This window comes from Streptococcus sp. 27098_8_91 (genome assembly GCF_041432385.1).
GTDB lineage: Bacteria > Bacillota > Bacilli > Lactobacillales > Streptococcaceae > Streptococcus.
The window spans coordinates 1-26,928 of the sequence record NZ_JAPVZN010000006.1 but is presented as its reverse complement, the minus strand read 5'-3'; the positions used below and the strand labels follow the sequence as shown (position 1 = coordinate 26,928).

Below are 26,928 nucleotides of genomic sequence, written 5' to 3'. Positions count from 1 at the left end.
AAATTATACGTAGAGTAGCAAATAGCTAGTCTAAATTTTTTAAAACAAAGGTCAGAGAAAGTCAAATTGTTTTGACTAACTAATTTTGAAAACAAACGAGGTATGAAATATGAATAACAACTTTAATAACTTTAACAACATGGATGATTTATTTAACCAATTAATGGGCGGTATGCGTGGATATAGTTCTGAAAATCGTCGTTACTTGATTAACGGTCGTGAGGTAACTCCGGAAGAGTTCGCGATTTATCGTCAAACAGGGCAACTGCCAAGTGAAGGAAGTGATCAATCTCAATACGTTCAAGGTAAAGCAATGAAACAAGATGGTATTCTTTCAAAACTTGGACGTAACTTAACAGCAGAAGCACGTGAAGGCAAGCTAGATCCGGTTATTGGACGTAATAAGGAGATTCAAGAAACATCTGAAATCCTTTCTCGTCGTACAAAGAATAACCCAGTTCTTGTCGGGGATGCTGGTGTTGGTAAAACGGCAGTAGTTGAAGGATTGGCTCAAGCTATTGTGAATGGTGATGTTCCAGCAGCAATCAAGAACAAAGAAATCATTTCTATTGATATTTCTGGACTTGAAGCTGGTACTCAATACCGTGGTAGCTTTGAAGAAAATATTCAGAACTTGGTAAAAGAAGTTAAAGAAGCTGGAAATATTATCCTCTTCTTCGATGAAATCCACCAAATCCTTGGTGCAGGTAGCACAGGGGATGGTCAAGGATCTAAGGGGCTTGCTGATATTTTGAAACCAGCTCTTTCACGTGGTGAATTGACAGTGATTGGAGCAACAACTCAAGATGAATATCGCAACACTATTTTGAAAAATGCTGCTCTTGCTCGTCGTTTCAACGAAGTAAAAGTTAATGTACCATCTGCTGAAGATACTTTCAAGATTCTCCAAGGGATCCGTGATCTTTATCAACAACACCACAATGTTATCTTGCCAGATGAAGTATTGAAAGCGGCTGTTGATTATTCTGTTCAATATATTCCACAACGTAGCTTGCCAGATAAGGCTATAGACTTGGTAGATGTGACAGCTGCTCACTTGGCAGCACAACACCCAGTGACAGATGTACATGCTGTGGAACATGAAATTGAAGAAGAAAAAGCTAAACAAGAAGCTGCAGCTGCTAAAGAAGATTACGAAGCAGCCCTTAATGCAAAAATTCGTATCGAAGAACTTGAAAAACAAATTGCTAATCATACAGAAGATCACAAGGTTACAGCCACTGTAAATGATGTAGCTGAGTCTGTCGAACGGATGACTGGAATCCCAGTATCACAAATGGGTGCAACCGATATTGAACGATTGAAAGATATGGGTCACCGTTTGCAAACGAAAGTTATCGGTCAAGACAAAGCTGTTGAGGCAGTAGCAAAAGCTATCCGTCGTAACCGTGCTGGTTTTGATGAAGGTAACCGTCCAATCGGTAGCTTCCTCTTTGTAGGTCCTACTGGTGTTGGTAAGACTGAGTTGGCCAAACAATTGGCTCTTGATATGTTCGGAACGAAAGATGCCATCATCCGTTTGGACATGTCAGAATATAGCGACCGTACAGCCGTATCTAAATTGATTGGTACAACTGCAGGTTATGTTGGTTACGATGACAACAACAATACCTTGACAGAACGCGTCCGTCGCAATCCATACTCAATCGTACTTTTGGATGAGATTGAAAAGGCTGACCCTCAAGTCATCACCCTTCTCCTCCAAGTTTTGGACGATGGTCGTTTGACAGATGGTCAAGGTAACACTGTCAACTTCAAGAATACGGTGATTATCGCAACTTCAAACGCAGGCTTTGGTTACGAAGCTAACTTGACAGAAGATGCTGATAAACCAGAACTTATGGATCGTTTGAAACCTTACTTCCGTCCAGAATTCCTTAACCGTTTCAATGCTGTCATCGAATTCTCACACTTGAGCAAAGAAGATCTTTCTAAGATTGTAGACCTTATGTTGGTTGAAGTTAACAAGACGCTTTCTAAGAAAGACATTGACTTGGTAGTGAGCGAAGCTGCTAAAGAATACATGACTGAAGAAGGTTACGATGAAGTCATGGGTGTTCGTCCACTCCGTCGTGTGATTGAACAACAAATCCGTGACAAAGTCACAGACTTCCACTTGGATAACCTTGATGCTAAACACCTAGAAGCTGACATGGAAGATGGTGTTTTGGTCATTCGTGAAAAAGCCTAAATCAAGATTTTGAAAATAAAAAAAGGAACCAGTTCAAAAGCTGGTTTCTTTTTTATTATTAGATGACATGACGTTCAAAGGCATCGTCTGAGATTCCTTGTTGGAGAATCAATTTTGCCCATTCTTTAGCTGAAAATAGGCTATGATCCTTGTAGTTACCACAAGATTCAATGGTTGTTCCTGGGACATCTTCCCAAGTTGTTGTTTCAGCGATTTCTTTGAGTGAATCCTTGATGACAGCAGCGATTTCTGCGCTAGTATGACGTCCCCACATAATCATATGGAACCCTGTACGACAACCAAATGGTGAACAATCGATCATACCGTCGATGCGAGTACGGATTAGCTTAGCCAAGAGGTGCTCAATAGTATGAAGTCCAGCAGTAGGGATAGAGTCCTCATTTGGTTGAACCAAGCGAATATCAAAGTTAGAAATGATATCTCCCTTAGGACCTGTTTCTTCTCCGATTAAACGGACATACGGTGCTTTAACAATGGTGTGATCGAGTTCAAAACTTTCAACAATAACTTCTTTTGACATGGTATTTCCTTTCAATTTTCTCTTTTCATTATATCATAAAGATTTGTTTGAGAACTGTCAATAAAAGAACTTTTTCTCAGTTGGTTTTTAGAAAAGTTTCTCATAAAAATGTTTTTAAATCAATTTGAAAAATTCTGAAAATTGTATTGACACTTGGCTGAAAAGGGATTATAATGTATAAAAAGTCAAAAAGGAGTTTATTATGAAATTTTCAAAAGTAATGGCCCTAGCAGGGGTGACTCTGTTAGCGTCTGGTGTTTTGGCAGCTTGTTCAGGTTCAGGCTCTAGTGCAAAGGGTGAGAAAACTTTTTCTTATGTTTATGAAACAGATCCAGATAGTCTCAACTATCTGACAACTGGTAAGGCTGCGGTTGCTAATATCACAAGTAATGTCGTTGACGGTTTGATGGAGAATGACCGCTACGGTAACTTCGTGCCATCTTTGGCAGAAGATTGGTCAGTGTCTAAAGACGGGTTGACTTACACTTACACAATCCGTAAAGATGCTAAGTGGTACACTTCTGAAGGCGAAGAGTATGCACCAGTTAAAGCGCAAGACTTTGTAACAGGTCTTAAGTATGCTGCTGACAATAAGTCAGAAGCCCTTTATCTTGTTCAAGAATCTATTAAAGGTTTGGATGCTTATGTAAAAGGTGAAGTTAAAGACTTCTCAGAAGTTGGAATCAAGGCTGTAGATGATCAAACAGTTCAATACACTTTGAACAAACCAGAAAGCTTCTGGAACTCTAAGACAACCATGGGAATTCTTGCACCAGTCAATGAAGAATTCCTTACTTCTAAAGGAAGTGACTTTGCTAAAGCAACAGATCCAAGCAGTATTCTTTACAACGGTCCTTTCTTGTTGAAATCATTGGTAGCAAAATCTTCAGTAGAATTTGAAAAGAATCCAAACTACTGGGATAAGGACAATGTTCATATTGATAAAGTAAAACTTTCATTCTGGGATGGTCAAGACAATAACAAACTTGCAGAAACCTTTAAAGATGGTGGTTTCTCAATGGCCCTTCTCTTCCCAACAAGTGGAAGCTACTCTGAACTTGAAAAAGAGTTTAAGGATAACATCGTTTATACAACACAAGATTCTACAACTTTCTTAGTCGGTACGAATATTGACCGTCAGTCTTACAAATATACTTCTAAGACTACAGACGAGCAAAAGACTTCAACTAAGAAAGCTCTTCTTAACAAAGACTTCCGTCAAGCCATCGCCTTTGGTTTTGATAGAAAAGCTTATGCTTCTCAAGTTAATGGAGAAAGTGGAGCAAGCAAACTCCTTCGTAACTTGTTCGTACCACCAACATTTGTTCAAGCAGATGGTAAAAACTTTGGTGACTTAGTTAAGGAAAAATTGGTGACCTATGGTGATGAGTGGAAAGATGTTAATCTAGAAGACGCTCAAGACGGTCTTTACAATCCTGAAAAAGCAAAAGCAGAGTTTGCTAAGGCTAAGACAGCTCTCCAAGCGGAGGGTGTTCAATTCCCAATCCACTTGGATATGCCAGTTGACCAAACCAATACTACAAAAGTTCAACGTGTTCAATCATTGAAACAATCGCTTGAAGCAACATTAGGAACTGACAATGTCGTTATTGATATCCAACAACTTCAAAAAGATGAAGTTCTCAATGTCACTTACTTTGCAGAATCAGCTGCTGGGGAAGATTGGGATCTTTCAGATAACGTTGGTTGGTCTCCGGACTACATCGACCCATCTACATACCTTGATATCATCAAACCATCAGTAGGTGAAAATACTAAGACTTACCTAGGATTTGATTCAGGTACAAATAACGCTGCCGCCAAACAAGTTGGTTTGGAAGATTACGAAAAGATGGTTGTTGAAGCTGGAAATGAAGACACTGACGTTTCAAAACGTTATGATAAATATGCTGCAGCCCAAGCTTGGTTGACAGATAGTGCATTGATTATTCCAACAACTTCTAAAACTGGACGTCCAATGTTGTCTAAGATGGTACCATTCACCCTTCCATTTGCATACTCAGGTAACAAGGGTATGAGTGAAGCCCTCTTGTACAAGTACCTTGAACTTCAAGATAAACCAGTAACTGCTGATGAATATCAAAAAGCTCAAGATAAATGGAAGAAAGAAAAAGAAGAATCTAATAAAAAAGCGCAAGAAGATCTTGCAAATCATGTCAAATAAGAAAAAAGAGGCCGGACAAAAAGTCTGGTCTTTTGATATCATTGCTGAGACATCAGTTTGATATTTTGGTTATTAGTTCAAGCACTGCATTGAAGTAGTAGAACAGACATTCTAAGTCACGCTCCAGTATTACATAAAAGTAAGATATCTTTTATCTATAATTTTAAACAGTTTTCCCGACTATTTAACTTGTGTTTGGGATAAGGTTGCGATTGAGATATTAACCTGTTCAGTTGTTTCTCTACATATTTTTAAAAAGTTTGACCTGGTAGAAATTAAGATTCCACCATAAAAAACTGCATACAAAAAACTGAGAATAAATCCTCAGTTTTTTATATTTTATTGCTGCCCTTGTGTATTTTGTGGGGCTGGATTTTGTTGTTGACTATTTGTAGTTGTGTTTGGTACTGAGGCATTTGGATTGGTAGTGCCATTCGTATTATCATTCGAAGAGATTGGACTTTCAGTTGTTGAAGTTGTACTTGAACTTGAGCTCTCTGTTGTCGAACTTGCTTGAGTTGACTGTGGAATCCAGTTGTTACGAGCACCGTTCTTAAAGACGTATTCTCCGTTACGATACAAACCTTCAGGCATTGTCCAATCACCAGGATGATCATCCTCTGACAGATATCCCATCATTGAGCGGTAGATATTTGCAGCGACTCTAAATCCATCTCCTACGATTGGAGTAAGACGGTTTGAGTAACCAGTCCAAACGGCCATTGAATACTTACGGGTATATCCTACGAACATTTCATCTGGAGCAACATACCCAGTGTTCTTAATGTAGTTCTCAATTTCATCGTCTGTATAGTTTGAAGTACCAGTTTTACCAGCTTGTGGAAGCCATGACATGTAGGCTCCACGACCAGTTCCGTAAGTTAATACGGTTTTCATCATTTCTGTCATCATGTAGGCGGTTGTTTCCTTCATGGCGCGAGTACCTTGGTCTGAAAACTCTTTTGAACTGCCATCACTAAAGACAACTTTATTGATATACATTGGTTTGTGATAGATACCGCCGTTAGCAAAGGCAGCATAGGCAGCAGCCATTTTTTCACTACTTGCTCCGTACTGTTTATGAGATTCAACTGTATTACTTGAGATAGCATTTGCGTATACCATTGATGGGTAATCAATTCCTAAACCATTTAAGAAGGTCTTAGCATGGTCTAATCCAACTTTTTCAAGTGTTTTAACGGCTGGTACGTTACGAGATTGTTGAATTGCGTACTGGAGAGTGATATTTCCAAAGTAGGTCTTATCCCAGTTATAGACAGGAATGTCTGTTCCAGGATAGTTATAAGGGGCATCATTAATCGTTGCTGCAGTAGAGTCGAAGATTCCGTACTCAAGTGCAGGAGCGTAGTCTGTGATAGGTTTCATAGTAGAACCCCAGTCACGGTTTGTTTCGACGGCTTGGTTGATACCGAATGAAACATTACTTGATTGGTGTCTAGAACCAAGTTGAGCGATGACTTTACCATTTGTAACATCAACGATAGTAGAAGCAGCTTGAAGGTCATCATCTGGATAGTCAACATATTCGTCTGTATTGTAAACATCCCAAAGGCGTTTTTGTACCTCTTGGTCGACGTTTGTATAGACTTCCATACCTGTTGTTAATAGATTATAACCTGTCTCTTGCTCTACTTGGTCAATAACTTCTTTAAGATAGTTATCCATGTACTGTGGATAGCTATTAACAGATTTTAGACTTTGAAGTCCATCTGTGATTGGGGTATTGATTGCTGTTTCATATTGCTCGGCGGTAAGGTAGCCCTGCTTTTGCATTTCTGACAAAACGAGGTTTCGTCTTTCAAGGGCTGCTTCGGGATGAGAATAGGGATCGTATTGGTTTGGAGCCTGTGGCATACCTGCTAAGAGTGCAAGTTGTGGGATGGACAAGTCTTTGAGGTCCTTACCATAATAGTTTTCCGCAGCTGTCTGCATACCATAGTTACCATTTGACATGTAGACCTTATTGACGTAATAGGTCAATATTTCTTGCTTAGTTGCAGTTCGCTCTAGCTGGATAGCCAACCAAGCCTCTTGAACTTTACGGGATAGGGTTTGATCAGCTGTTGATGTTGAGAAATAAGTCAGCTTAATCAACTGCTGGGTCAAGGTTGATCCCCCTTGAAGACCACCATTACTACTAAGGTTACGTAGGAAAGCTCCTGCTATTCGAATGCTATCAATTCCTCTGTGGTTAAAGAAGCGATGATCCTCGATAGAGACAATCGCATTGACAAGATCAGTAGGAATGTCACTACTTTGAGCATTGACACGACGTTCAGCACCTAAATCTGCGATGAGTTCATTTTTGCTATCATAAATTTTACTTGATGTGGTTGCAACAAGTTTGCTTTCAGAGAGTTCAGGAGCCTTGTTTGCATAGTAAAGAAATACACCACCGCCAAGTAGGAAAGCTACGATAAATAAGCTAATCATAACAATGCTGAGGTATTTAACGATGCGCAAGATAGTTTGTTTGTTCATATTGTTTTACCACCTAGTAAATGTTGTTTGACTGTATCAAGGTAAGGAATTTGTGGAAAAGCAGACTGCTCAATCACATAACCGAATTCTTTGATATAGTCAAGCGGCATTGACTTTTTCCCCATATCCTGATGATAAAAACGGATGAGGTCAAGTGCCGGCAATAAATACGTTTCTTGATAAGAAGAAAAATGAAGAAGGATAAAGCAAATTCCTTTTTGTTCAAGGACTTGTTCCATATGCCGAATCTGATGAGGATGGAAGTTCTTCATCGGAATGGCATGTTTTTGCTTAGTTTCCTTAGCTTCGAAATCGATGTAAAACCCTTCATAAACTCCAGAATAATCGGTAGTCGATGCTTGTCTAAAATAAGCTTCAACAATCTTAGCACGACTACGCTGAGGATAGTCTACGCGGACAATCTGAACAGGAGTTGGTTTCTTATGGATAACAGCTAAACCGTGTGTCAGATAATAATCGTTTGTAGCATTGATCATCTTTTCAAAGGTCATCCCACGATTTGCGAAATTTTTAATTTGTGAGGTGACTTCTTGTTTTTTTTTCGATGAAAGTTTATGAGGATAGTTGACCATAATTCTCCTTATTGGTACAATAACATCACTCTATTATACCATAAAAGTGCACAGAAAGGGTGAAAAAATGCATACAGCCTTGGTTTTAGGCTATTCTAGCTTTGATTTAGGATTGTTTAATGACAAAGATATTCGTTTAAAAATTATTAAAAAAGCTATTCGTAGAGATTTGGAAAAAATGGCAGACGAAGGGTTGAAATGGTTGGTATTTACGGGAACTCTGGGATTTGAACACTGGGTTTTAGAGGTGGCCAGAGATATGAAAGATGACTTTGGTTTCCAACTTGCAACTATCTTTGATTTTGAGACTCATGGGGCAAACTGGAATGAGGGGAATCAGGTCAAACTGAGTGAATTTAAACAAGTTGATTTTGTTAAGTACGCCTATCCAAACTACGAGCACAAGGGTCAATTACGAGATTATCAACTTTTCTTACTTGAAAATACAGATGGAGCCTATCTTTTTTATGATGAAGAAAATGAAACAAAACTGAAGTATTTTTACGAACTGATGAAAAAGAAAGACAACTATATTACAAAAAGATTAACATTTGAGGAATTAAACGAAGTAGCTGAAAATTTTTCCGAAAATTGAGCCTTTGACCTTGCTTTTTGTTTGCCTTTTTTTATATAATAATACTAGCAACTGAGAATGGAGAGAGACATGGCAAGTATTATTTTTACAGCAAAAGATATTTTTGAGCAGGATTTTGGAAGAGAAGTACGTGGATATAGTAAAGCAGAGGTTGATGAATTCTTGGATGATGTCATCAAGGATTATGAAACTTATGCAGCATTAGTAAAATCATTGCGTTCAGAAATCGCGGAGCTCAAAGAAGAATTGGCGAAAAAACCTCAAGTGACATCAGCAACTTCTGAATCAGCAGATCATGGAAGTACAACTTCTATGACAAACTTTGATATTTTGAAACGTTTGAATCGTCTTGAAAAAGAAGTGTTTGGCAAACAAATCTTGGATAATTCTGATTTCTAAGAATGATTTTGTTGTGCAATTTTTGGATAATCGCGTGAAGAGAATTTCTTTTCATGAGGAAAGTCCATGCTAGCACAGGCTGTGATGCCTGTAGTGTTTGTGCTAGGCGAAACCATAAGCCTAGGGACGAGAAATCGTTACGGCAGTTGAAATGGCTAAGTCTTTGGATAGGTCAGAGTAGGCTTGAAAGTGCCACAGTGACGAAGTCTTTCTGGAAACGGGGAGAGTGGAACGCGGTAAACCCCTCAAGCTAGCAACCCAAATTTTGGTCGGGGCATGGAGTGCGCGGAAACGAACGTAGTACTCTGACTGCTATCAGCTAGAGCTGCTAGTGGTAGACAGATGATTATCGAAGGAAGTGGTCCTAGTCACTTCTGGAACAAAACATGGCTTATAGAAAATTGCATATAGGTTGGGGCTGAGATATATTCTCAACCTCATTTTTTAAAGTGAATAAAGAAAGGTCTATAAAAGACTGAAATGAAAACAACATTTAATTTAATTGCGACTGCTGCGGCGGGTTTAGAAGCTGTAGTTGGACGTGAAGTAAGAGATTTGGGTTATGATTGTCAGGTTGAAAATGGGCGTGTTCGTTTTCAAGGTGATGTTAAAGCGATTATCCAAACTAACCTGTGGCTAAGAGCTGCAGATAGAATCAAAATTGTTGTGGGAACTTTTCCTGCAAAAACATTTGAAGAACTCTTCCAAGGTGTTTTTGCTCTAGATTGGGAGAACTATCTCCCACTTGGGGCCCGTTTCCCAATTGCCAAGGCTAAGTGTGTCAAGTCAAAATTACACAATGAGCCAAGTGTGCAGGCAATTTCTAAAAAGGCAGTTGTTAAGAAACTACAAAAACACTATGCACGACCAGAAGGTGTTCCCCTGATGGAGAATGGTCCAGAGTTCAAGATTGAAGTTTCCATTTTGAAAGATATAGCGACTGTTATGATTGATACAACTGGGTCAAGTCTCTTTAAACGTGGTTACCGTACTGAAAAAGGTGGAGCTCCGATCAAAGAAAATATGGCAGCTGCGATTTTGCAACTTTCTAACTGGTACCCTGATAAGCCTTTGATTGATCCAACTTGTGGTTCGGGAACTTTTTGTATTGAGGCGGCTATGATTGCGCGCAAGATGGCGCCTGGTTTACGTCGTTCCTTTGCCTTTGAAGAATGGAACTGGGTCAGTGACCGCTTGATTCAAGAAGTCAGAACTGAGGCAAGTAAGCAGATAGATCGAGAGATTGAACTGGATATTATGGGATGTGATATCGATGGTCGTATGGTAGAAATTGCCAAGGCAAATGCCCAGGCAGCAGGAGTATCTGGAGATATTCTCTTTAAACAGATGCGCGTACAGGATTTGCGTACGGATAAGATCAATGGGGTGATTATCTCTAACCCGCCTTATGGTGAACGCTTGTCAGATGATGCAGGGGTTACCAAGCTCTATGCTGAAATGGGTGAGGTTTTTGAGCCTCTCAAGACGTGGAGTAAATTTATCCTGACTAGTGACGAAGCTTTTGAAAGCAAATATGGTAGTCAGGCGGACAAAAAACGAAAACTCTACAATGGTACTTTGAAAGTTGATTTATATCAATATTTTGGTCAACGTGTTAAAAGAAACCCCGTAGATTAGAAAGGAGTTACCATGGATCCAAAGGATAAAAAAGAAGAAATTGTAGAACCTGAGAAAACCTCCCAAGAACCTCAGTTTGATTTTGAGGAAGCTAAGGATTTGACGGTTGGACAGGTTATTCGAAAAAATGAAGAAATCGAAGCAGGAGTAACTCCTGATGATACCATTTTGGACAAATACATTAAACAACACCGTGAAGAAATCGAAGCTGATAAATTTACTAACATTCAGGCGAAGAAAGAGGAACTTCGAAGTCTAGATGATTTGCTTCAAGACGCCAAAGAAACAATTGATGAAGAGGTTGAACCAGTAGAAGAAATCCCTGACTTAGAGATTGCTGCTGAAGAAGAGGGAGTAGCAATGGAAGAATTTCTCCTTCCACCCCTTGAAGAAACCTTGCTTATGGATAAAAACCTAGTGGAATCTGAAACTGAGCCCCTTGTTGCAGAGGATGATGAAGCTTTGCAAGAGGAACATCAATCCTTATCTCGTTCTGCTCAAGCAGAAGATGAGCCACGACGCAAAAAACTGTGGTTCATCTTGTCAGCTCTTTTAGCGATTATTGTCTTGATTATTGGGGGTAGCTACTATGTTTATCGTCAGATTACGCGTTCTTCCCAAGAAATTCAGTCTCAGTCATCTGATGCAGGTTTGGTAAGTAATCAAGCAATTCTCAATCAATTTAACAGTCTTTATGATACTTTTTATACTGATGAGAATAAAACTGCCCTAAAAAATAGTCAGTTTAGTCAGCTGAGTCAGCTCAAAGAGCTTTTAGATAAACTTGAGGGAGCTAGTGAGCATACTCTTGCCAAATCAAAATACGATAGTCTTGAAACACAAATCAAAGCGGTACAAGATGTTAATGCTCAATTTGAAACACCAGCTATTACAGATGGTGTTCTAAATACAAATGCTAAAGTAAAGGCAGATGCTAAATTTACCGAAGTTAAGACTGGGAATACTGAAATTGATAAACTGCTAGCTAAGGCTATTAGTCTCGGTAAAAGTCAACTTTCAAGTTCTACAAGCTCAAGCAGTAGTCAGTCAAGTTCATCAAGCCAAGCAGAGTCAAGTTCTGCAACTGAAAGCAATGCTAGCAGCTCTGCTAATGCATCAACTTCAGCAGGTGAAACAGCCTCAGCAAGTAATATCCTAAATAGTGGACTAACAAGCAATGGTGTGAACCTACAAAGAAGTGTCAGTCGAGTACCGTACAATCAAGCAGCTGTAAGTGATAGTAGTGATCCTGCTTGGACTTTTGCAGATGGTGTCCTTGAACGCATTCTTGAGACTTCGCGTGCGCGTGGCTACATTACAGGCAACCAATACATTTTGGAACCTGTGAATATTGTTAATGGTAATGGCTACTATAATCTTTATAAACCAGATGGTACCTATCTCTTTACCCTTAATTGTAAGACAGGTTACTTTGTAGGGAATGGTTCTGGACATGCGGATGATTTAGACTACTAGTCAAATTGTTACAAAATTCTTTCTTTTCACAGATAAACATGATAAAATAAAACATATTAAACAAGAGGAGTGTCACATGACAAAAGCTAACTTTGGTGTTGTTGGTATGGCCGTAATGGGTCGTAACCTTGCCCTTAATATTGAATCTCGTGGTTATACAGTTGCTATTTATAACCGTAGTAAAGAAAAAACTGAAGATGTGATTGCTTGCCACCCTGATAAAAACTTCGTGCCAAGCTATGATATCGAAAGCTTCGTAAACTCAATTGAAAAACCACGTCGTATCATGCTTATGGTTCAAGCAGGACCTGGTACAGATGCGACCATCCAAGCCCTTCTTCCACACTTGGATAAAGGTGATATCTTGATTGATGGAGGGAATACTTTCTACAAAGATACCATCCGTCGTAATGAAGAATTGGCTAATTCAGGTATCAACTTTATCGGTACTGGAGTTTCTGGTGGTGAAAAAGGTGCCCTTGAAGGTCCTTCTATTATGCCTGGTGGACAAAAAGAAGCTTATGACTTGGTAGCAGATGTTCTTGAAGAAATCTCTGCTAAAGCTCCAGAAGATGGTAAACCATGTGTAACTTACATCGGTCCTGATGGAGCTGGTCACTATGTAAAAATGGTCCACAATGGTATCGAGTACGGTGACATGCAATTGATCGCAGAAAGCTACGATCTTATGCAACACTTGCTTGGCCTTTCTGCAGAAGATATGGCTGAAATCTTTACTGAGTGGAACAAGGGTGAATTGGACAGCTACTTGATTGAAATTACAGCTGATATCCTTGGACGCAAAGACGATGAAGGTCAAGATGGACCAATCGTAGACTACATCTTGGATGCTGCAGGAAACAAAGGAACTGGTAAATGGACTAGTCAATCAGCTCTTGATCTTGGTGTGCCATTGTCACTCATTACTGAGTCAGTATTTGCGCGTTACATCTCTACTTACAAAGAAGAACGTGTACACGCTAGCAAGGTGCTTCCAAAACCAGCTGCTTTCAAATTTGAAGGCGACAAGGCTGAGTTGATTGAAAAAATCCGTCAAGCTCTTTACTTTTCAAAAATCATCTCATACGCACAAGGTTTTGCGCAATTGCGTGTAGCTTCTAAAGAAAACAACTGGAACTTGCCATTTGCGGACATCGCATCTATCTGGCGCGATGGATGTATCATCCGTTCACGTTTCTTGCAAAAGATTACAGATGCTTACAACCGTGATGCAGATCTTGCTAACCTTCTTTTGGATGAGTACTTCTTGGACGTAACTGCTAAGTACCAACAATCTGTTCGTGATATCGTAGCTCTTGCTGTTCAAGCTGGTGTACCAGTACCAACCTTCTCAGCAGCTATCACTTACTTTGACAGCTACCGTTCAGCTGATCTTCCAGCGAACTTGATCCAAGCACAACGTGACTACTTTGGTGCCCACACTTACCAACGTAAGGATAAAGAAGGAACCTTCCACTACTCTTGGTATGACGAAAAATAAGTAGGTCAGCCATGGGGAAACGGATTTTATTACTTGAGAAAGAAAGAAATCTAGCTCATTTTTTAAGTCTGGAACTCCAAAAAGAGCAATACCGAGTTGATCAGGTAGAAGAGGGACAAAAAGCCCTCTCCATGGCTCTTCAGACTGACTATGACTTGATTTTACTGAATGCTCATCTAGGGGATATGACAGCCCAGGATTTTGCGGATAAGTTGAGTCGAACCAAGCCAGCTGCGGTGATCATGGTCTTGGACCATCGAGAAGAATTGCAAGACCAACTTGAAACAATCCAGCGTTTCGCTGTTTCATACATCTATAAACCAATCATTATCGATGATTTGGTCAGTCGTATTTCAGCTATCTTCCGAGGGCGTGATTTCATCGACCAACACTGTAGTCAGATGAAAGTTCCGACAGCTTATCGCAATCTGCGTATGGACGTAGAACATCATACCGTCTATCGTGGCGAGGAAATGATTGCCCTGACTCGGCGTGAATATGATCTTTTGGCTACCCTTATGGGAAGTAAGAAGGTTTTAACTCGAGAGCAGTTGCTGGAAAGTGTTTGGAAGTATGAAAGTGCGACCGAAACCAATATTGTGGATGTTTATATCCGTTATTTACGTAGTAAACTTGACGTGAAAGGTCAAAAGAGCTACATTAAAACAGTGCGTGGTGTTGGTTATACCATGCAAGAATAGAAAAGCAGTTGCAGTTTTGTAACTGCTTTTTTAATATTTAAACAAGGACAATCGTTTTTCTTAATTAAAATCATAAATATATCCTTTGCTTTGTGAAACTGAAAGGAAACAATCGCTTTTTTTGTGAAAATATAATAAAATAGAAAGGAATAAAGTTCTAAAATTTTATCTAGAAACAGATGATTTTCATCTGATAGTAGGATTAAATGACAAAAGAAGTTAGTGTCGGTCAGGCACATAGTAAAATTATTTTAATCGGAGAGCATGCGGTGGTTTATGGCTACCCAGCCATTTCTTTACCTCTTTTAGAGGTTGAAGTGACTTGTAGGGTGGTTCCAGCAGCGACACCATGGCGTCTTTTTGAAGAGGACACCTTGTCTATGGCTGTGTATGCTTCTCTCGAGTATTTAAATATCCAGGATGCTTGCATCCGTTGTCAAATTGACTCGGCTATTCCTGAAAAACGTGGAATGGGTTCTTCAGCAGCCATTAGTATTGCGGCCATTCGTGCAGTATTTGATTATTACCAAGCAGAACTTCCACATGACGTGTTAGAAATTTTGGTCAATCGGGCGGAGATGATTGCCCATATGAATCCTAGTGGTTTGGATGCCAAGACCTGTCTTAGTGACCAACCTATCCGTTTTATCAAGAATGTTGGTTTTGAAGAATTAACCATGGATTTATCAGCTTTTCTGGTCATTGCAGATACTGGAGTTTATGGACATACTCGTGAAGCTATCCAGGTCGTGCAGAGTAAAGGTAAGGAAGCTTTACCATTCTTGCATGCACTGGGAGAATTGACCCAAGAAGCAGAAGAAGCAATAAAAACAAAAGATGCCGTGAAGCTGGGAGAGATTCTTACCAAAGCTCATGGAAATCTAAAGGAAATTGGAGTTAGTAGCCCTGAGGCAGATGCCTTGGTTGAAACTGCTCTCGATCATGGTGCTCTAGGTGCCAAGATGAGTGGTGGTGGTCTAGGAGGCTGTATCATCGCCTTGGTTGCTAATGAGAGCCAAGCGCAAGAACTAGCAGAAAGATTAGAAGAGAAAGGAGCTGTTCAGACATGGATCGAAAGCCTGTAACAGTACGTTCCTATGCCAATATTGCTATTATCAAATATTGGGGTAAGAAAGCAGAAAAAGAGATGGTTCCTGCGACTAGCAGTATCTCTCTAACCTTAGAAAATATGTATACGGAGACGACACTTTCACCTTTACCAGCAGATGCAAGCTCGGATGCTTTCTACATCAATGGTCAGTTGCAAAACGAAGCTGAGCATGTCAAGATGGGTAAAATCATTGACCGCTACCGTCCTGAAGGAGCAGGTTTTGTTCGTATCGATACCAAGAACAATATGCCAACAGCAGCAGGCCTTTCTTCAAGTTCCAGTGGTTTATCTGCCCTGGTCAAAGCTTGTAATGCCTATTTCCAATTAGGATTAGATCGTAAAGAGTTGGCCTTAGAAGCTAAATTTGCATCGGGTTCTTCATCTCGTAGTTTTTATGGACCTTTGGCAGCTTGGGACAAGGATAGTGGAGAGATTTATCCAGTCGAGACTGACCTGAAACTGGCTATGATTATGTTGGTTTTAGAAGACCAGAAAAAACCAATCTCTAGTCGGGATGGTATGAAACTCTGTGTGGAAACTTCGACAACATTTGATGAGTGGATTCGTCAGTCTGAGAAAGACTACAAGGATATGCTGGTCTATCTCAAGGAAAATGACTTTGAGAAAGTTGGAGTATTAACAGAAAAGAACGCTCTCGCAATGCATGCTACGACAAAAACTGCAAATCCGCCGTTCTCATATCTGACAGATGCGAGTTATGAGGCTATGGATTTTGTTCGTCAGCTTAGGGAACAAGGAGAATCTTGTTACTTCACCATGGATGCGGGGCCTAATGTAAAGGTTCTTTGTTTAGAAAAAGACTTGGAACATCTATCAAAACTTTTAGGTCAACGCTATCGCTTAATCGTTTCAAAAACAAAGGATTTGAGCCAAGATGACGATTGTTAAAACTTGTGGGAAGCTCTATTGGGCTGGGGAGTATGCCATTTTAGAACCAGGACAGTTGGCGCTAATAAAAGCCATCCCCATCTATATGACGGCTGAGATTAAAACATCTGATGCTTATCGACTCTACTCAGATATGTTTACATATAGTGTAGATATGCGACCGGATTCTTCTTATGCTTTTATTCAAGAAACAGTTGCCTTGGTGGAGGAGTATCTGACTGATCAAGGGGTTGACTTGCAGCCATTTTCCTTAGATATTCGCGGGAAAATGGAACGTGAGGGCAAGAAGTTTGGTCTGGGTTCTAGTGGTAGCGTCGTTGTATTGGTTATCAAGGCTATGCTTGCTTTCTATGAAAGACCAGCTGAAAGAGACCTCTTGTTTAAACTGGCGAGTGCAGTCCTTCTCAAACGTGGAGACAATGGTTCCATGGGGGATATTGCCTGTATCGTTTCAGAAGACCTAGTCCTCTATCAGTCGTTTGACCGTGAGAAAGTGGCACAATGGCTAGAAAAAGAAGACTTGCCAACTGTATTAGCACGTGATTGGGGATTTTCTATTTCTAGTATTAAACCGACCTTGACATTTGACTTTCTGGTTGGTTGGACCAAAGAAGTAGCTGTCTCTAGTCACATGGTCAAGCAAATTAAGGATAATATGAACGCTAGCTTCTTGCAGGCTTCGAAAGAAATTGTAGCTAACTTGATGAAGGATTTGGAGGTAGGTCAAGAAGAAACCGTTATTGACTTGCTAGAACAAGCTAGCCAACTCTTAGAAGGCTTGAGTTCAGATATTTACACACCTTCGCTCAGACAATTAAAAGATGCAAGCAGAGACTTAAAAGCCGTCGCTAAAAGTAGTGGTGCTGGTGGTGGAGACTGTGGAATAGCCCTCAGTTTTGACCAAGATTCGACCACATTACTGAAAAAACGCTGGGCTAATCTAGGGATTGAGCTCTTGTATCAAGAAAGGATAGGACATGACGACGAATCGGAAGGATGAGCACATCCGCTATGCCCTTGAACAAAAAAGTTCTTATAATAGTTTTGATGAGGTGGAGTTAATCCACTCCTCACTACCCTTATACGACATAGATGAGATCGATCTTTCGACAGAATTTGCAGGGCGTAAATGGGACTTTCCTTTTTATATAAATGCCATGACAGGCGGTAGTGATAAGGGCAGAGAAATTAATCAAAAATTGGCTCAGGTGGCAGATGCTTGTGGGATTTTATTTGTGACAGGTTCCTACAGCGCTGCCCTAAAGGATCCATCAGATGACTCTTTCTCCGTCAAAACTAGTCACCCTAACCTTCTACTTGGAACCAATATTGGCTTGGATAAGTCTGTTGAACTGGGGCTACAAACGGTCAAAGAGATGAATCCCCTTCTATTGCAAGTCCATGTTAATGTTATGCAGGAATTACTCATGCCAGAAGGTGAACGTCAATTTAGATTATGGCAAAGCAATCTGAAAGATTATGCTAATCAAATCTCAGTTCCTCTTGTTTTAAAAGAAGTCGGCTTTGGCATGGATGTGAAGACCATTGCTAAGGCGTACGAGATGGGGATACGTACGGTTGATTTGTCTGGCCGTGGCGGAACTAGCTTTGCCTATATCGAAAACCGTCGCAGTGGTCAACGGGACTACCTCAATGATTGGGGGCAATCGACCATGCAAACCCTTCTAAATGCCCAAGACTGGAAAGATAAGATGGAGCTTCTGGTAAGCGGAGGTGTTCGCAATCCACTAGACATCATCAAATGCTTGGTCTTTGGAGCCAAGGCGGTTGGACTCTCACGCACCATGTTAGAGTTAGTTGAAAACTACCCAGTGGATGTCGTTATTTCTATTGTTGAAGGCTGGAAGGAAGAACTACGTCTGATTATGTGTGCCCTTAATTGTGCAAGGATTAAGGATTTGCAGCAGGTCGACTATCTCCTGTATGGAAAATTAAAAGAAGCAAAAGATCAACTATAAGGAGGTCGGGATTTTGGTCCCGGTCTTTTTATCATTCCTCAGACTGATGTGACTTTTTGGTTTTGTGATACAATAAAATAGAGAGGACGGTTACATGCGAAAATTTCAAATTTTTCTATTTATTGAAGCTTGTTTATTAACAGGAGCTCTGATTATGATGGTATCAGAGCATTTTCCCCGTTTTCTGCTGATCTTGCTCTTGTTTTTACTGCTGATTCGATACTATACCGGAAGACAGGGGAATAACCTCATATTAGTGGCAGTGAGCATCCTATTTTTCTTTATCATCATGCTCAATCCCTTTGTCATTATGGCTATCTTTGTGGCCTTGATATACAGCCTGTTCTTGCTTTATCCTATGATGAACCAGGAAAGAGAAGATACCAATCTGATTTTTGAAGAAGTTGTGACGGTGAAGAGGGAGAAAAATCGCTGGTTTGGGAATCTCCACCACTTTTCAAGCTACCAGACTTGCCGCTTTGATGATATCAACCTTTTTCGTCTCATGGGGAAGGATACCATTCATCTAGAGCACGTGATTTTGAGCAATCATGATAATGTCATCATCTTGAGAAAGCTAGTCGGCACTACTAGAATTATTGTACCAGTGGATGTAGAAGTCAGTCTTAGTGTTAATTCTCTGTACGGAGATTTAACCTTCTTTGACCAGCCTAAGCGAGCTTTGCGGAATGAACAATTCCATCAAGAAACCAGGGATTATCTCAAGAGTCCCAAGAGTGTCAAGATTCTTTTGACAACTATGGTTGGAGATGTTGAGGTGGTGCGCGGATGAAAAAACAGCCCTATATTTTAATTGGTCTCACCTCATTTCTCTTTGTTGTCTTTCTCTTTCGAAGCATTTTTAAGGTTCTGGATTTAGAGTGGACTTCTCTCTTCCAAGATTTAGAAAAGACAGAAAAAGTCCTATTTCTGGCTTTAATGTTTAGTGCTGCCTTGGCCTTTTTATTAGTCCTATTCTGGACAATTGTTGATGAAATTTCAAAAAGAAGAATCCAAGCAAATCTCAAACGTCTGCTAGCTGGTAAAGATATTGAAAGTCTGGGAGATGCTGATTTAGACGCAAGTTTTAGAAACTTGTCAGGAAAGCTTGGTTTGTTGACAGAAGCTATTCAAAAAGCAGACAATCAGGCCTTGGTCAAAGAAGAAGAAATTATTGAAAAGGAGCGCAAGCGAATCGCGCGTGATTTACATGATACGGTCAGCCAAGAAATTTTTGCTGCCCATATGATTTTATCAGGGCTCAGTCAACAAGCTTTCAAATTAGACAGAGAGAAGATGCAAACACAACTCCAAAGCGTGACTTCCATTTTAGAGACAGCTCAAAGAGACTTGCGCATTCTTCTTTTGCATTTACGACCAATTGAACTGGAACAAAAAAGCTTGGTAGAGGGTATTCAGCTACTCCTCAAAGAGTTAGAAGAAAAAAGTGAATTGAAGGTAAGCTTTAAATATCAGGTAACTGCACTACCTAAAAAGATTGAAGAACATATTTTTCGGATTGTACAAGAATTGATTAGTAATACACTTCGTCATGCCCAAGCTTCATGTCTAGATGTTTACCTTTATCAAACGGAAACGGAATTACAGTTGAAGGTCGCAGACAATGGGCGTGGTTTTCAGCTAGATGATGTTGATGAATTAAGCTATGGTTTACGCAATATCAAAGAACGAGTGGAAGATATGGCTGGGACTATACAATTATTAACAGCTCCCAAGCAAGGTTTGGCAGTGGATATCCGCATTCCCTTGCTTGATTTGGATAGATAAGAGGAAGTAAGATGAAACTATTATTGGTAGATGACCACCAAATGGTGCGTCTGGGTTTAAAAAGTTATTTTGAATTACAAGATGATGTAGAGGTTGTAGGAGAAGCAACCAATGGTGCGGAAGGAATTTCCATGGCCTTGGAGCTTCGTCCAGATGTGATTGTCATGGATATTGTCATGCCAGAAGTCAATGGGATTGATGCAACACTTGCTATTCTCAAAGAATGGCCAGAGGCTAAAATCTTGATTGTGACCTCTTATCTTGACAATGAAAAAATCATGCCAGTCTTGAATGCTGGGGCTAGAGGATATATGCTTAAGACTTCGAGCGCGGACGAATTGCTGCACGCTGTTCGTAAGGTGGCGGCTGGAGAGTTGGCTATTGAACAAGAGGTAAGTAAGAAGGTAGAATACAACCGCAATCACATTGAACTTCATGAGGACTTGACTGCGCGTGAACGGGATGTCCTTCAACTGATTGCCAAGGGTTATGAAAATCAGCGGATCGCGGATGAGCTTTTTATCTCCTTAAAGACTGTAAAAACTCATGTTTCAAACATCCTTGCTAAACTTCAGGTTAGTGACCGCACCCAGGCAGCAGTCTATGCCTTTCAGCATCACTTGGTTGGCCATGAGGATTTTTAGATGAGTATAACAGATTTACTTGTAGAATTAGAAGCAGCAAAAGATCTGAAAAAAGCAGGGCCCATGGAAGCTTATATGCGCCATCAATTTTCCTTTCTAGGTATTCCGGCGCCTGAAAGGAATGCACTCTATAAAAAATACTTTCCAAGTGCGAAAAAAACAAAGGTTATCGATTGGGACTTTGTAGAGGCTTGTTGGGATAAAGAGGCTAGAGAATACCAATATGTAGGCGCCAACTATTTGAAAGCTATGCAAACTTATTTGACGGAGAGCGATTTGCCCAAGCTTGAGCGCCTAGTCGTGACCAAGTCCTGGTGGGATACGATAGATATTCTAGATCGAGTAGTAGGGAGTTTGGTGTATGACAATCCAGAACTGGGAGAAATCATCCTCCAATGGAGCCTATCAGACAATATCTGGCTGAGACGAGTCGCTATTGATCACCAGTTGTTAAGAAAAGCCAAAACGAATGTCCGACTGATGGAAAAAATCCTACTAAACAATCTGGACCAGACAGAATTTTTTATCAATAAAGCCATCGGCTGGGCTCTAAGAGACTACTCTAAGACCAATCCAGAATGGGTAGCAAGTTTCATCGAAAAAAACAAGGAAAGAATGGCTGAACTTAGTATCAAAGAAGCAAGCAAGTACCTCAAACAGCCCTAAAAACTCATGTCTGACCAGAAAAAACCATAATAGGCGGTAGCTAGTAGAACTTGTTAACAACAAGATAGTAGAGAGTATCATCTCGAGAAAGATGTCTGTCAAATAAACCTAGCGCTGTTGTTCAGACTGCAAAAAGAGACAAATGATTTAGACCAGTAAGTTAGAGGACTAATACTCAATGAAAATCAAAGAGCAAACTAGGAAGCTAGCCGCAGGTTGCTCAAAGCACTGCTTTGAGGTTGCAGATAGAACTGACGAAGTCAGCTCAAAACACTGTTTTGAGGTTGTGGATAGAACTGACGAAGTCAGTAACCATACCTACGGCAAGGTGAAGCTGACGTGGTTTGAAGAGATTTTCGAAGAGTATAAGTCCTTTTATAGTGGGTTGAATCTAGAATAGTACACTATGACTGCTAAAAAATATTTCTAGAAGTGTTCTAGAATCCGTAGCGTACTATTCTAGGTTCAATCTACTATATTTGACTCTAGCAGGTGTAATCGATGGCATCCCTCGGTGCTATCTCATATTTTTACAAGAAAACACCATTTTAAGCCTATAAAATCAAAAAGAGCAGAAATTTTCAGTGTGCGATCACCTATAGTATAGGATTTATTAAAAACTCTTCCCTTAGCTTCTTAGAACATAAGAAGATTCATTGATTGACTGGTAAATTAAAAATAGATACTTGGACTAGCAGCTTTCTTAAGTGGTTTGTCAATAAAAAGTGTAGGTTGATTTTTCTTGAGTAGTAAAAGATTCAAGAAAATTTAGGGTCACTCCTGTTCTTTGATAAAAACTCCATTCATATATTTTTTCTTTCATTCTGAAAACTTAGTGTAAATTTTCTGTTTTTTTGAAATTTTGTGTCTTAAAAGGTCCAGTGAAGAAAACTATGTGTGTAGAATCTGATTTTACTGAATTTTTAGATAACTATATTAAGTTATAAAAGACATTATATATGTAGTTTTTGGTTTATAAAATACTTGAAAGTTCAAAAGTTCTTTTAATTGACTATTTTCTAAAAGAGATGTATAATTGAACTGTATGTAAAAGACATGCAGTTATTTTAAAAAAAGGAGATAATGTAATGTATTTTAATCGTAAAAATGCAGAGCAGAAGAACTGGCGAATGATCAAAAAAGGAAAACATTTCTTGTTTGGTTGTTCGCTTGTCTTTGCAGTTGGTGCAGCCTTGGTAGCTCCAACGGTTAAGGCCGACACAGCTGATACTGGGGAGGTAGAGACTAAAACTGCCAACTCAGCTGCTGAAGCAAGCTCTAGTGACGAAGTAGGAACGTATAAAGCACCAGCAGTGGAGGTATCAACAACTTCACCAGTGGTTGCCGAACATCCTACAAGTTCAGAAGCTACCTCAGCAAAAACAGCTAAGGAAGCAGATGGAGTTCAGCTTCCTTCATTGACAGTGGTAGCAGATTCTTCAGCTTTGACAGATGAAGAAAAAGCAAATGTAGTGGCAGCTGTTAAGGGTGTGAATCCTACTGCGACTGATGTTCAAGTCCAAGCAGATGGATCAGTAGTTGTTACTTTTGCAGATGGTTCAACTGCAAACTTGACAGCAAGTCAAACTGTTAAAGTGGCAGCTCCAGCAGAAACTTCAGCCACTCAACCTAAGTCAAGAAGCCGTCGAGCAGCAGGACAAGAACGTGCTCAAGATCGCTCTTCGGAAGAGAAAGACATCAAGTACGTTTATAAAGACAGAACTGCTACAGTAAACGATGGAGATCCAACTCAACGTGCTAAGATCGAGTACAGACAGCTGGGAGACTATGAGGTAGTCGATGGAAAAACAGTGGCTACAGACCCATCTGGTCAAGGTCGTCCAGTCTTGGAGTGGACGGTAACCTTTAACGAGGCTCAGTACGATAAGATGGGAGGATACTACTACTTTACAATCCCTAAAAATGTATCTGATCCTTATAAAGTTGTGACAGAATATAACAACGGCGCTTACGGCCCCCGCGATGGCTGGGTGGATGGAAATGTTACACCAGGTGGTTCGCCGTCTGCAGAAGGTCAGCAGTTTATCGATGCTGGTAATAAACTTGAGTGGCGTGTCAAGAATACCGTTGGGGGAGACTACAACAACGTAAATGGTCTTAGCGGTGTCATGAACAACACTAAAAAGGTTTATGTCCTTAGTTATGGTAACAACACTAAGGCGCGCATGGTTACTATTAAGTACCGTACTGTAGTTGAAGACCCATCACAGACCATTTCTTATATTGCTGGAGTTGAATCTAAAACAGGCTTACCACGAAACAACTGGTATGCTATCTCAGGTAAATATGATAAGCAACTGGTTAGTCAGGTTGCTGCACCAAGTGTGACTCCAAACTTGACCAACACCTCTGTCAACGTTCCTGTTCAAACTGTAGCTTCAACTTCAAGCACTCTTTCAGGAACAGGGGTTCCAGGTGCAACTATTAAGATTTATATCGATGGTCAAGAGCAAAACATCGGCAATGTCACTGTTGACAGTAGCGGTAACTGGACTACAGGTGAGCTTCCAACAGCCTTGAACAACAACCAAGGTGATGGTACAACTATCAAACCACGTCAAACAGTAGAGGTAAGCCAAGTAGTTAACGGTGAAGAAAGTAGCCGTCGTACTGTACCAGTATCTGTTGGTGTAACAACTGTTGAACCTTCAAGCTTGACTACTAACCAAGCTGCAGTTGTAGCAGGACAAAAAGAGGTTACTCTTAAGGTTCCTCATGATGCAGGGATCGCTTACTTCCGCTACACAGATACTTCAGGTCAAGTTCTAGAAATCCCAGTTAAACGTGACAGTACCTCAGCTGCATGGACATCACAAAAATCAGACAAAGCAACTGTCAAATCAGTTGAGCACGGTAAGTTCCAAGACACGATTGTCCTTACAATGGCTGACAAGATTGCAGGTGTTGAAGTAGCAGCTATTTCAAACGTGGTAGAAGGTGGTTTCTCAAGTGTGGCTGACTGGCAATCACGCTCAGTAGAAAACCAAGCTCCAACTATTGCATCAGCAGTTGAAGGAAACACAAAAACTGTTCAACAAGGTGCTCAACTTGACCTTGCATCTCTTGTTACAGTAGCAGATAAAGAAGATGATGCCCAAGCAACCCTAGGTGATAAGGTTCATGCTGAAGTTGTCTCAGTAAATGGAAACACTGCAACTAAGACAGTTGATACAAATACCCAAGGCACTTACACAGTTAAGTATAAAGCTGTTGATAGCCAAGGTAAAGAGTCAGGTGAGATTGAAGTTACTGTAGTTGTAACTCCAGCACGTGAAAACGTAGCTCCAACAGTAGAGATTCCTTACTCAGATCCAGCTCCAAACAAAAAAGAAGTTTATCTTTATACTGGTGAAGATGCAGATGTTGATATCACATTTAATGACGATTCTGGAAAAATTAAATCAGCTTCACTTAAAAAAGGTGGAAATATTGCCCTAAATAATATTGATGGGAATCCAGATAAACAAGATAATGAATATGGATACACTGTAACAGCAATTAATTCTGAAACAGCTACGCCTGCGAAAATTAAAGTAACAGGACAAGTTTCTGGCATATCGGCAGAAAAATTACCGAAAACAGAAAACGATTCTTTAGATCTTGTAACGCGTTTTGCAACTGCAACTGATACTGATGGAGAATTAATCAATAATACTGCGGTAAAAACTAAGAAAAATGGAGAGGTTGTTGGTTCTTACTTAACCGACCCAGGTGCAGTAACTTTCGTATTAAAAGCACAAACTAAGAAATATGATATTAAGGTTCCAGAGGAAAAACTTCCTGTAGCAGATGCTAATAATGTTACTGATAAAGAGTTTGAGAAAATTAAAGAGAAAGTTAAAGTTGAATATTCTCAAAACAATCCAGATGCACGTTTAGCTGACAAAAAAGGTCAAGAAGTAGAAGATGCTTCAAAAGTTGTTGATAAAGTAGAAAAAGAAGGAAACAATGTTGTTGTAACCTATAAAGATGGTTCTAAAGATACAAAACCATTGACTGATTTTGCACGTACGAATGTTGCACCAACAGTAGAGATTCCATATTCAGATCCAGCTCCAAACAAAAAAGAAGTTTATCTTTATACTGGTGAAGATGCAGACGTTGATATCACATTTAGCGACGATTCTGGAAAAATTAAATCAGCTTCACTTAAAAAAGGTGGAAATATTGCCTTAAATAATATTGATGGGAATCCAGATAAACAAGATAATGAATATGGATATACTGTGACAGCAATTAATTCTGAAACTGCTACACCTGCAAAAATTAAAGTAACAGGTCGAGTTTCAGGTTTAGAAGATAGACTTCCAAAAACAGAAAACGACTCTTTAGAGCTTGTAACACGTTATGCAACAGCAACAGATACAGATGGTGCAGAGATTTCTAATAATGCAACCAAAACTAAGAAAAATGGAGAGGTTGTTGGTTCTTACTTAACTGATCCAGGTGCAGTAACTTTCGTATTAAAAGCACAAACTAAGAAATATGATATCAAAACTCCAGCATCGGCTGATAAAGTAACCGTATCAGATGCTAGCAATGTTACTGATAAAGAGTTTGAAAAAATCAAAGAGAAAGTTAAAGTTGAATATTCTCAAAACAATCCAGATGCACGTTTAGCTGACAAAAAAGGTCAAGAAGTAGAAGATGCTTCAAAAGTTGTTGATAAAGTAGAAAAAGATGGCAACAATGTTGTTGTAACCTATAAAGATGGTTCTCAAGATACAAAACCATTGTCAGAATTTGTAAACGTAGCTCCAACAGTTGAACTTCCATACTCAAATCAAGCTAAGAAAGAAATCTATGTTTATACAGGTGAAAACACTGATTTAACATTCAAAGCATCAGACAACACTGCTGTTAAAGATATGTATGTACGTGGTCCTGGTGGTATTGGAAAAGATAATACGGCAGATTACGGTTTCACAACTGGAAAAATCGAGAATTCAGCAGTCACTCATGGTGATGGTACTGTATCAGGTTCTACAGCTACTATTAAGATGACAGGTGTTACAACACTTAAAGCTCCAAACCATTGGACAAGTTTTGTTGTTGCTAAAGATAATAATGATGCAGAATCAACTACTGATTTTAGAGCATTAGATCAAAACCCTAATGCAACTCAGACACCAGGATATGTTCACTTCATCGTTAAATCTCAAACAGATAAGTACGATATTGCAACTCCAGCTCCAGCTGATAAAGTTGAAGTAGCAGATCCAACGAAAGTAACAGACGCTGAGTTAGATAAAATCAAAGAAAAACTTCAACTTGAGTACAACAAGAAAAATGACGATGCGAATATCGCAAAAGATACTCCAGTTAATAAAGATGGTAAGATTAAATCAGTCACAAAAGATGCAGATGGAAATCTTGTCGTAACCTACACAGATGGTTCTACAGATAAAAAACCACTAACAGAATTTGTAACTAAAAAACCAACAACACCAGATACAGAAGCCCCAGC

Annotated in this window: 20 protein-coding genes, 1 other RNA gene and 1 pseudogene; 19 read left to right on the top strand and 3 right to left on the bottom strand. The window is 39.8% G+C overall.

From position 1 onward, the window contains the following. Positions 1-109 precede the first annotated feature (109 nt). Positions 110-2,212: an AAA family ATPase gene (locus O3611_RS06445; protein ID WP_371608134.1), complete on the top strand. Its 2,103-nt coding sequence runs from the start codon at positions 110-112 to the stop codon at positions 2,210-2,212. 58 nt (positions 2,213-2,270) lie between these two features. Here O3611_RS06445 and O3611_RS06440 read toward each other — a convergent pair whose 3' ends face one another. After that, complete coding sequence (locus O3611_RS06440) at positions 2,271-2,753, bottom strand: S-ribosylhomocysteine lyase (RefSeq protein ID WP_006151868.1); 483 nt, start codon at positions 2,751-2,753, stop codon at positions 2,271-2,273. Between the two features lie 202 nt (positions 2,754-2,955). On the opposite strand from O3611_RS06440, the gene O3611_RS06435 reads away from it, so the two are divergent. After that, the gene (locus O3611_RS06435; RefSeq protein WP_371608133.1) at positions 2,956-4,938 is read left to right on the top strand and encodes a peptide ABC transporter substrate-binding protein; all 1,983 of its coding nucleotides are present in this window, start codon (positions 2,956-2,958) and stop codon (positions 4,936-4,938) included. Between the two features lie 339 nt (positions 4,939-5,277). Here O3611_RS06435 and pbp1a read toward each other — a convergent pair whose 3' ends face one another. Together pbp1a and recU are read right to left on the bottom strand one after the other, a co-directional pair. Further along, on the bottom strand, positions 5,278-7,440 hold the full coding sequence (pbp1a, locus tag O3611_RS06430; RefSeq protein ID WP_371608132.1) for a penicillin-binding protein PBP1A: 2,163 nt from the start codon (positions 7,438-7,440) through the stop codon (positions 5,278-5,280). Next, positions 7,437-8,033: a Holliday junction resolvase RecU gene (recU, locus tag O3611_RS06425; protein WP_075232067.1), complete on the bottom strand. Its 597-nt coding sequence runs from the start codon at positions 8,031-8,033 to the stop codon at positions 7,437-7,439. The genes pbp1a and recU overlap by 4 nt, the downstream gene beginning before the upstream one ends. 67 nt (positions 8,034-8,100) lie before the next feature. Here recU and O3611_RS06420 point away from each other — a divergent pair, with 67 nt between their 5' ends. From O3611_RS06420 to O3611_RS06340, 17 genes and pseudogenes are all read left to right on the top strand, one after another. Beyond that, positions 8,101-8,628, top strand: coding sequence for a DUF1273 domain-containing protein (locus O3611_RS06420; RefSeq protein ID WP_371608131.1), 528 nt, complete (start codon positions 8,101-8,103; stop codon positions 8,626-8,628). A 69-nt stretch (positions 8,629-8,697) separates the two neighbouring features. Beyond that, positions 8,698-9,027, top strand: coding sequence for a cell division regulator GpsB (gene gpsB / locus O3611_RS06415; RefSeq protein WP_371608130.1), 330 nt, complete (start codon positions 8,698-8,700; stop codon positions 9,025-9,027). Positions 9,028-9,045: 18 nt separating this feature from the next. Next, positions 9,046-9,426: RNase P RNA component class B (gene rnpB / locus O3611_RS06410), an RNA gene on the top strand. Between the two features lie 81 nt (positions 9,427-9,507). After that, entirely contained in the window at positions 9,508-10,665 is a 1,158-nt protein-coding gene (locus tag O3611_RS06405; RefSeq protein ID WP_371608129.1) for a class I SAM-dependent RNA methyltransferase, read from the top strand. A gap of 12 nt (positions 10,666-10,677) precedes the next feature. Further along, entirely contained in the window at positions 10,678-12,141 is a 1,464-nt protein-coding gene (locus O3611_RS06400; RefSeq protein WP_371608128.1) for a cell division site-positioning protein MapZ family protein, read from the top strand. 76 nt (positions 12,142-12,217) lie between these two features. After that, entirely contained in the window at positions 12,218-13,642 is a 1,425-nt protein-coding gene (gene gndA / locus O3611_RS06395) for an NADP-dependent phosphogluconate dehydrogenase (RefSeq protein WP_003017375.1), read from the top strand. 11 nt (positions 13,643-13,653) lie between these two features. Further along, a complete protein-coding gene (locus tag O3611_RS06390) occupies positions 13,654-14,343 on the top strand; it encodes a response regulator transcription factor (RefSeq protein WP_049510160.1) in 690 nt (229 codons plus the stop codon). 206 nt (positions 14,344-14,549) lie between these two features. Further along, positions 14,550-15,428 carry a mevalonate kinase gene (mvk, locus tag O3611_RS06385; RefSeq protein WP_371608127.1) on the top strand — a complete coding sequence of 293 codons (879 nt, stop codon included), beginning with the start codon at positions 14,550-14,552 and terminating at the stop codon, positions 15,426-15,428. Beyond that, positions 15,410-16,363: a diphosphomevalonate decarboxylase gene (mvaD, locus tag O3611_RS06380; protein ID WP_153225676.1), complete on the top strand. Its 954-nt coding sequence runs from the start codon at positions 15,410-15,412 to the stop codon at positions 16,361-16,363. The genes mvk and mvaD overlap by 19 nt, the downstream gene beginning before the upstream one ends. Beyond that, positions 16,350-17,363 carry a phosphomevalonate kinase gene (locus O3611_RS06375; protein WP_153225675.1) on the top strand — a complete coding sequence of 338 codons (1,014 nt, stop codon included), beginning with the start codon at positions 16,350-16,352 and terminating at the stop codon, positions 17,361-17,363. Before mvaD ends, O3611_RS06375 begins: the two co-directional genes overlap by 14 nt. Continuing rightward, the gene (fni, locus tag O3611_RS06370) at positions 17,341-18,342 is read left to right on the top strand and encodes a type 2 isopentenyl-diphosphate Delta-isomerase (protein WP_075230533.1); all 1,002 of its coding nucleotides are present in this window, start codon (positions 17,341-17,343) and stop codon (positions 18,340-18,342) included. Before O3611_RS06375 ends, fni begins: the two co-directional genes overlap by 23 nt. A gap of 94 nt (positions 18,343-18,436) precedes the next feature. Further along, entirely contained in the window at positions 18,437-19,135 is a 699-nt protein-coding gene (gene liaF, locus O3611_RS06365; RefSeq protein ID WP_075230534.1) for a cell wall-active antibiotics response protein LiaF, read from the top strand. After that, positions 19,132-20,130 (top strand): sensor histidine kinase, encoded by a 999-nt coding sequence (locus tag O3611_RS06360; RefSeq protein ID WP_371608126.1) that lies wholly within the window; start codon positions 19,132-19,134, stop codon positions 20,128-20,130. The genes liaF and O3611_RS06360 overlap by 4 nt, the downstream gene beginning before the upstream one ends. A gap of 11 nt (positions 20,131-20,141) precedes the next feature. Continuing rightward, positions 20,142-20,774 carry a response regulator transcription factor gene (locus tag O3611_RS06355; protein ID WP_075230536.1) on the top strand — a complete coding sequence of 211 codons (633 nt, stop codon included), beginning with the start codon at positions 20,142-20,144 and terminating at the stop codon, positions 20,772-20,774. Then, positions 20,775-21,440, top strand: coding sequence for a DNA alkylation repair protein (locus tag O3611_RS06350; protein WP_371608125.1), 666 nt, complete (start codon positions 20,775-20,777; stop codon positions 21,438-21,440). Positions 21,441-21,618: 178 nt separating this feature from the next. Further along, positions 21,619-21,840, top strand: coding sequence for a hypothetical protein (locus O3611_RS06345; RefSeq protein ID WP_049549518.1), 222 nt, complete (start codon positions 21,619-21,621; stop codon positions 21,838-21,840). Between the two features lie 688 nt (positions 21,841-22,528). Next, positions 22,529-26,928, top strand: a pseudogene (locus O3611_RS06340) (hypothetical protein); the annotation flags it as partial.

Bases quoted from the DNA above. Each gene is read 5' to 3' on its own strand.
- gndA (WP_003017375.1), top strand. From the start codon at position 12,218: ATGACAAAAGCTAACTTTGGTGTTGTTGGTATGGCCGTAATGGGTCGT.
- gpsB (WP_371608130.1), top strand. From the start codon at position 8,698: ATGGCAAGTATTATTTTTACAGCAAAAGATATTTTTGAGCAGGATTTT.
- O3611_RS06355 (WP_075230536.1), top strand. From the start codon at position 20,142: ATGAAACTATTATTGGTAGATGACCACCAAATGGTGCGTCTGGGTTTA.
- O3611_RS06420 (WP_371608131.1), top strand. From the start codon at position 8,101: ATGCATACAGCCTTGGTTTTAGGCTATTCTAGCTTTGATTTAGGATTG.
- O3611_RS06405 (WP_371608129.1), top strand. From the start codon at position 9,508: ATGAAAACAACATTTAATTTAATTGCGACTGCTGCGGCGGGTTTAGAA.
- O3611_RS06440 (WP_006151868.1), bottom strand. From the start codon at position 2,753: ATGTCAAAAGAAGTTATTGTTGAAAGTTTTGAACTCGATCACACCATT.
- O3611_RS06360 (WP_371608126.1), top strand. From the start codon at position 19,132: ATGAAAAAACAGCCCTATATTTTAATTGGTCTCACCTCATTTCTCTTT.
- fni (WP_075230533.1), top strand. From the start codon at position 17,341: ATGACGACGAATCGGAAGGATGAGCACATCCGCTATGCCCTTGAACAA.
- mvaD (WP_153225676.1), top strand. From the start codon at position 15,410: ATGGATCGAAAGCCTGTAACAGTACGTTCCTATGCCAATATTGCTATT.
- liaF (WP_075230534.1), top strand. From the start codon at position 18,437: ATGCGAAAATTTCAAATTTTTCTATTTATTGAAGCTTGTTTATTAACA.
- pbp1a (WP_371608132.1), bottom strand. From the start codon at position 7,440: ATGAACAAACAAACTATCTTGCGCATCGTTAAATACCTCAGCATTGTT.
- mvk (WP_371608127.1), top strand. From the start codon at position 14,550: ATGACAAAAGAAGTTAGTGTCGGTCAGGCACATAGTAAAATTATTTTA.
- O3611_RS06375 (WP_153225675.1), top strand. From the start codon at position 16,350: ATGACGATTGTTAAAACTTGTGGGAAGCTCTATTGGGCTGGGGAGTAT.
- O3611_RS06390 (WP_049510160.1), top strand. From the start codon at position 13,654: ATGGGGAAACGGATTTTATTACTTGAGAAAGAAAGAAATCTAGCTCAT.
- O3611_RS06435 (WP_371608133.1), top strand. From the start codon at position 2,956: ATGAAATTTTCAAAAGTAATGGCCCTAGCAGGGGTGACTCTGTTAGCG.
- O3611_RS06350 (WP_371608125.1), top strand. From the start codon at position 20,775: ATGAGTATAACAGATTTACTTGTAGAATTAGAAGCAGCAAAAGATCTG.
- O3611_RS06345 (WP_049549518.1), top strand. From the start codon at position 21,619: ATGAAAATCAAAGAGCAAACTAGGAAGCTAGCCGCAGGTTGCTCAAAG.
- recU (WP_075232067.1), bottom strand. From the start codon at position 8,033: ATGGTCAACTATCCTCATAAACTTTCATCGAAAAAAAAACAAGAAGTC.
- O3611_RS06445 (WP_371608134.1), top strand. From the start codon at position 110: ATGAATAACAACTTTAATAACTTTAACAACATGGATGATTTATTTAAC.
- O3611_RS06400 (WP_371608128.1), top strand. From the start codon at position 10,678: ATGGATCCAAAGGATAAAAAAGAAGAAATTGTAGAACCTGAGAAAACC.